Source organism: Deltaproteobacteria bacterium (assembly GCA_020845895.1).
In the GTDB taxonomy this organism is placed as follows: Bacteria; Lernaellota; Lernaellaia; order JACKCT01; family JACKCT01; genus JADLEX01.
This window is the reverse complement of record JADLEX010000039.1, coordinates 1-6,294: the sequence shown is the minus strand read 5'-3', so window position 1 is coordinate 6,294 and position 6,294 is coordinate 1. Positions and strand designations below refer to the sequence as shown.

5 protein-coding genes are annotated in these 6,294 nt (G+C 59.2%); 3 read left to right on the top strand and 2 right to left on the bottom strand.

The features are described from left to right. Positions 1-220: 220 nt before the first annotated feature. The 3 genes from IT350_04830 to IT350_04820 all read left to right on the top strand — a co-directional run bounded on the left by IT350_04830 (position 221) and on the right by IT350_04820 (position 2,729). A complete protein-coding gene (locus IT350_04830; protein ID MCC6157355.1) occupies positions 221-1,453 on the top strand; it encodes a membrane dipeptidase in 1,233 nt (410 codons plus the stop codon). Between the two features lie 131 nt (positions 1,454-1,584). Next, the gene (locus tag IT350_04825) at positions 1,585-1,926 is read left to right on the top strand and encodes a prepilin-type N-terminal cleavage/methylation domain-containing protein (GenBank protein MCC6157354.1); all 342 of its coding nucleotides are present in this window, start codon (positions 1,585-1,587) and stop codon (positions 1,924-1,926) included. A gap of 71 nt (positions 1,927-1,997) precedes the next feature. Then, positions 1,998-2,729 (top strand): hypothetical protein, encoded by a 732-nt coding sequence (locus IT350_04820; GenBank protein ID MCC6157353.1) that lies wholly within the window; start codon positions 1,998-2,000, stop codon positions 2,727-2,729. 826 nt (positions 2,730-3,555) lie between these two features. On the opposite strand, the gene IT350_04815 is transcribed toward IT350_04820, so the two are convergent. Both IT350_04815 and IT350_04810 read right to left on the bottom strand, forming a co-directional pair. Next, positions 3,556-5,307 (bottom strand): hypothetical protein, encoded by a 1,752-nt coding sequence (locus tag IT350_04815; protein MCC6157352.1) that lies wholly within the window; start codon positions 5,305-5,307, stop codon positions 3,556-3,558. Between the two features lie 11 nt (positions 5,308-5,318). Next, the coding region (locus IT350_04810) for a hypothetical protein (protein MCC6157351.1) at positions 5,319-6,294 on the bottom strand (976 nt) is incomplete at its 5' end.

The window sequence follows — 6,294 nt, the reverse complement described above, 5'->3', positions numbered from 1 at the left end:
CGTACGGATCCCTCCCTTCGGCGATGTATCCCGGCGCGGATGTGGAAAAGTGCGTACCCCGCCCCACGGACCGGGGCGAATACTAGGAATTTTCCCCGGGGTGTCAAGCGACGGCGGTCGCTCTTGTCCTTGGCACGCACAGATCGTTGTTGCGTCGCGGACATGCCTCCGCTAAGTTTGCCTCGCCTTCGGCCCGTGCCGACCATTCTCTGAGGATCCCATGCCCGGCTTGATCGATCTGCACGCCCATCCAACGCTCAAGATGTACTACCTGCCGCACATCTGGTCGTTTCGCACGACCGTGCCCAACGGTGGATTCCGCAACCCGTTTTCGTTTCGCACCGCGTACCCGCACCTGTGCAAGGGCAACGTCAAGGTCATGCTCTGCACGCACTACATCCTCGAGCGCGGATTCATGCGCTTCGGCGTTCGCCCGTGGGCGCGCGTGGCGCAGATGATCGCCTGGCCGATCTGGTACGTGCCGCGCATCACCGAGGACCCGTGGAAGACGCTGATCGCCAATATGGACCTGCTGGAAGAGCAGATCGAGTACGTCAACAAAACACTCAAACCCGGCGAGAAGCGGCTGCGTCTCGTCACCGCGGCCGACCAGATCGACGCGCTGGCGGACGACGAAATCGGTCTCGTGCACACCATCGAGGGCGCGCATGTGTTCGGCGAAGCGCCCGACCCGGGGCAGACGCTGGACGAATACATGGAGCGCACGCGCGAACGGCTCGCGATCCTGCAATCACGCGGTCTCGCGCTCATCACGCTTGCGCACTTTTGGGACAACATGTTCGCGCCCCAGACCGACGGTACGGAGCTGGTGCCGACGAAAAAGCGCGGGCGAATCGTGCCGGTGATGGACGACCTGGTCGTGCGCATGAAGCGCGGGTCCTGGCGGTGGGACGATCCGGAGCACCTGTGCGAACCCTTCGCGCGCGAGCTGCTCGATCGCGGCATTCTGATCGACCTGGCGCACACGCAGGAGCACGCGCGGCAGGAGGTCTATCGCCTGTGCGACGAGTATCGCCGCCCGGTCACGATGACGCACGTCGGCTTGCAGCATTTCTTCCCCCACGAGTACAACGCGTCGGACGACGAGATCCGCACGATCCACCGCCTCGGCGGCGTCCTCGGGCTCATCTTTTCGATGCGTCTGCTCCAGCATCCGGTGAAGCTGCAAGGTTACGTCGGCGGCGGGCTGGAGTTTCTGGCCGAGAACGTGCGTTACGTGAAGGATCTTGTCGGCGACGTCTCGTGCCTCGGCATCGGGACGGACTTCGACGGCCTCACCGATCCGTTCAAGGATTGCTACGACTCGGGGATGATGGGCGCGGTGGGCGAAACGCTATCGAAGTATTTCACCGACGACGAGGTCGAGCAGGTGCTGTACGGAAACGCTCTGCGCCTGCTGAAGCAGGGCTGGGGCGCGCCCACGTCGGTCTGATCGGGGCGAGCGTGAATTTTCCCGCGAATTCGCGCGGGTTTTCGCACGTCCCTCATTTTTTTCTTGAATTATCCCATGGTTCACCCGATACGGGGGTGAACGAAGCCGCTCATCGCGGCACGGGAAATGAAATGCGTTTGAACGTCCGCGGGTTCTCTCTCGTCGAACTGATGATCACCGTCGCGATCCTCGCGATCCTGTCGCTGATCGCGATTCCGCGCTTTGTCGGCATGCGTCACGCGGCGTACGACGCCTCGGCCCAATCCACCGGCATCAACGCGAAAATCGCCGAAGAGTCGCACAAGTCGCTGGCGGGCGCGTATTCGAGCAACCTTCAGGATCTGCTCACGGTGGACAAGAACCTGCTCGACGACGGGCAGGTGACCTTCGTCTGGGTTTCGGCGAATTCGTCGGGGTATACGTTTCAAACCACGCATCAATTCGGGAAGAAGACGTTTACCATTACCCCGTGACTTTCGACTCGCCGCCGAACACTGACGCCCTTCGCTGTTTCCCGATCGCTTGCCGTTCAGCCGACGACGTGATGATCGTCGGTCAGGTCTTCATGCCGGCGTCGACGCCGCGAGGGACGGTCCTCATCGCCCACGGACTGCCGTCGGGCGCTGAACGCGCCGCCACGGACGACCCAGGATATCCCGGACTTGCGCGAACGATTTCCGATGCTCTCGGCGTCGCCGCCGTCATCTTCAACGTTCGGGGGCCCGGCGCGTCGGGCGGGCAGCTCGAGGTCGACCGCGGGCCGGGCGACCTCGCCGCCGTGATCGACACGTGGGAGCGAGCGCCCTGGCGCGCCGATCCGCTCATCGGGGTCGGGTCTTCGACCGGCGGCTCGGCGATGATCGTCCAGAGCGCTCGCGACGCGCGGCTGCGTCACGTCGTGACGTTCGCCGCGCCGGGCGACTTTTCATTCCTCGACGCCGTGAGCGCCCCCGAGGCGTGGTTCGATCTCTACCGCCGCCTCGGCATGATCCGCGAAGGCTACGCCAAATCACCACGCGAATGGGCGGAGTCGTTCGTGCGCCTGTGCGCCTTCGACGCCGTTTCGCGCTGCCGGGCCGAAACTCTCACGATCCTTCACGGGGAGGATGACGAAGTCGTCCCGCTCGCCCATGCCCGCCGACTGGCCGAAGCCGCGCCGCGTGCGCGGCTCGAAATCCTGCCCGGCGTGACGCACCGCATGCGCCGCGATCCGCGGGCGGTGGACGCGCTGCTGCGCCGAATCGACGCGCTACTCACCCCCATCAGGGAAACCTGAAACCCAGCTCAGTCGATTTTCCCGGTGCCGGGCGATGGGTACGCAACTTTCGGGGATGGGGCCATTCTTCGAGAACCTCAGGATGCGGTGAGCCGGACGAAATGCGGATTTTGGGGGTTGCTATACCAGATTCCCGGCATAATTAACTAGTACAAAACCGACTATTTGTCCAGTGCTTTCAATCATTTAACGCTATTTTCAGGAGTGCCGAAGTGTCGATGACGAGGGAGTTCTGAAGCGCGGTTTGCTTAAGGTACGCCTTCCGGGGTACAAATATACGGAATTTCTCCAGATCCACAGGGGAGATCGACACACGGCGATATACAGCTACAAAATTCACCTAGATACGGAGCGATGCATTCTTCCCATTCAGATGTATTCCACCCATACAACTCCGCACACCCATATTCATGTGGATAAAAATCCGCCATACACTCGACCGAGCATTCCCATGATGGATTGTCCGGCAACCAGCACCGGGAGCCTTCATCTTCGTCCTCTCCGTCCTGTCGCGGAGATCCACATGGAAGGTATTGGCAGTACTCATAACAAGTATTTCCGTAATACCCCCAAGCATACTGACATTCAATCCATTTATCTCTGTCGTAAACAAACGCCTCACAAATATCACGCATGCTGTCATCGACCTCGCCGCACTTGCTCATGCATTCTCCGAACTCTACCGAATCTTCGTCCGTACAGTCCTCGTCAGTAATCAACGTAACATCCAAATCACTCTGACTGTCATCCTTAGAACGCTTTCCTCTTTCGCACGAAATCAACTCCATGCCGATGAAAAACAACATCACGACCTTAATGAATGATCTCATGTATCGCCGATCTCTTTCCGCAATTTCAATTTTGTGTTTCCAAAGCCATCATTCTCTTCCGGCGCCATGGGGTAACCGTAATCTTCTTCCTTCCAAAGAACTGTCGGACTCGAAATCGAATCGGTGTTTTTAGCAATCGTGTAAGCGGTCACGGCAACTCGCTTCTTGGACTGATTTCCTCCCAAACCACGAAATACATGATAATTTCGATCTTTTGAAAACACGGCTTTTCGCCAAGCCTTTGGGTCGTCTTGGTCCAAGCTGTCGGAATCGATCCACTCTACGAAAAGAGTACTGTGTCCATGCGCATCGACAGCGGCGTAAAAGCCCCTGTGCACCTTTGATCCGAGGTCGCTATATGATGTGTTGTTCGGTCGCAGGTAACGAGTCGGCGTGAAGTTTTCAAAAAATTCCTGCATATCCTTAGTGCCAATGTTCAATTCATGACTATCGACCAATCTTTGCCCGTTGTCGTTTTGCAGGCCCGTGACGCAATCGATCGCCCAAGCAGCGAACTCGGAGCAATAGTTTCTTGGATTTCCCTCGAACACCCTCAGTCCACCACCGATTTCCTGCGAGTCCCACCTGCCCGGACGAAGAGGACTCCAGATTTCGCCGATGTGCCGGGCTGCGAAGGAAATGACATTATCGACGCCCGGAACGGAATCCATCCCTGCCATTTTGAGTCGGTAACGTCGAATATACGGAGTCAAATAGAGCGGCGTTAGCGACGTCACGGAAAAAGGTCTTGGAAAATTCAGCCAAGATTCCCCCGGAGTGTTCAATATCCGCATATTGTTCAGCGTGATCGTGACGGCTTCGACGCGAATGTATGCTCCAGTTTCCACCCGAATACGAATATCCTGAAATGCCTCGGGGTAACGACAGTTTTCCCACAATGGGCTTATTTCCCCCGTCAGCAGGGGAGTTCTTTCCTCATCGGGCAACATCCCTTTGTCGCGTGAAACAAAAAGGTGGTTCATTAACGAAAAAAGGAGAGCGAAATCTTCATCGCTATCGAGATTCAGATCCGCCACGCGGTCCGCAAAGAGAACCGGCTTGGCGATGCTGATGGTCTTCTGCTCCCAAGCGGTCTTCTTGAACCTCACCGGCAAGTCAACCCGACCGGCTGACGTGCCCTCGAATGAGATCCAACCGTCACAGTCCATATCGCTTTCGTAGACCAATTCGATCTTCGTCAGATCGTTAAAGCCGAAGTACCATTCGGGATAGTCGCGACCGAGTAGAGGGATGTCATCTCGGATTCTCATGGGCGGTCGATGTAAAGCAGCACTCCTCCGGTTCAAGGGATACGCCGACTCGAGTTCCGGGAAGCCGGCGCTTCGAGGACGCGGCGTTGCACCCACGGCTATTGGCGCTCGCCTTCTCGGCAATGCGACGAAGTCGCCCCAGTCCCCGGCGAACCCGCGATCCCGCACCGCGCGCAAATGATCCGGCAGCGGCGTCTTCGCGGCAAGGCAGAGAAGCTCCTGAGCCCGCCGAAATGCGTCACGTGCGCGCCGGCGATCCTTCACTTTCAGCTTGACCGATTGACGTGCCGTCGGCTTCGGATCGTCTCCGGTGCTCCGGGTTCGTTTCGGCCCTGCACCGCCGACGGAGACAAGAATCTCCCCGGAGTCGATCAATTCCCATTTGAGGTGCTTCGCCAGATTTGCGAGGAACCGCGTACTCTCCCCATTCCCGGAGAGTGCTTTGACGGATCGCAACTGGGAATGCAGATCGAACACTGCCTCACCCACTACCCGAGCGACGTCGTGTCATCGTCCGGTCGGGAGACGATCTGCTGCCCGTCCGGCACGGTGTCCTTGCCCTGATTGATCGCCTCGTCGTTGAAACGCACCTGATTCGCGCCGACGAGCAGCGACCGCGTCGTCAGCACAATACCATAATACGCCACGCTTTTCGCGAGGGTCGCGTTCAGGATCTGCAACTCCGCCGCCGCCGGGATGTCCGGTCCGCCGGTCGTCTCGTCCGGAATCGACTTGAGGATCACGAGCGCGCTGTCCTGCTCCAGACCCACCGCCGCGTAATTGCCCTTGGGCGCGACCGTCGAAATCGTCGTTTGGTATTTGAGAAGCGGCTTCATCGGCCAGGCGAAAACGACCACACTGGCCCGAAGCCGCCCCCGAATTCCGCACGTGGAATTTTCGTGCAAAATGTTGCGCCCGATTAACGCCACCTGCCCCTCGGCCTCGACGAAAACGCCGAACTCGGCCTCGGTGATGCATGTGTTCTCGATCTCCGCGTTCGCCGCCGAAACACGCACGCCGGCGTAGCCGCCCTCGATTCGGCAATACGCCGCGGCGAGATCCGCCATGTCGCGCACGATGATCGCGGGCTTGTTGGTTGCGGTCTGCAACACCCGCGCGTCGACCAGCGTGATCTTGTTGTTCTTGTCCGCAATCACCTGCGGCATGGTGAACGGCTTGGTCCCCGCCACATTCCACGACGGGCCGCCGTCGGGCGACTCGGTGCCGCTGTTGTATGCGGCATTGTCGAATCCGTCGGGCGCGAGCGCCGCGATGTACGGCATGATGGTGATGCGCGCGGCGGGGTGCGTCATGTCGAGATCGGAGAAGTCGATCACGTCGTCGGTGCCGTCGATGTACACGTAATTGTCGGGGTTCGCCGTGTCGCCCGCGACATGAATGATGTATTCGTCCTCGACGGGGTTCGTCACCAGGGCTTTCGCGGCGTTGATGTGCTTTTTCGGG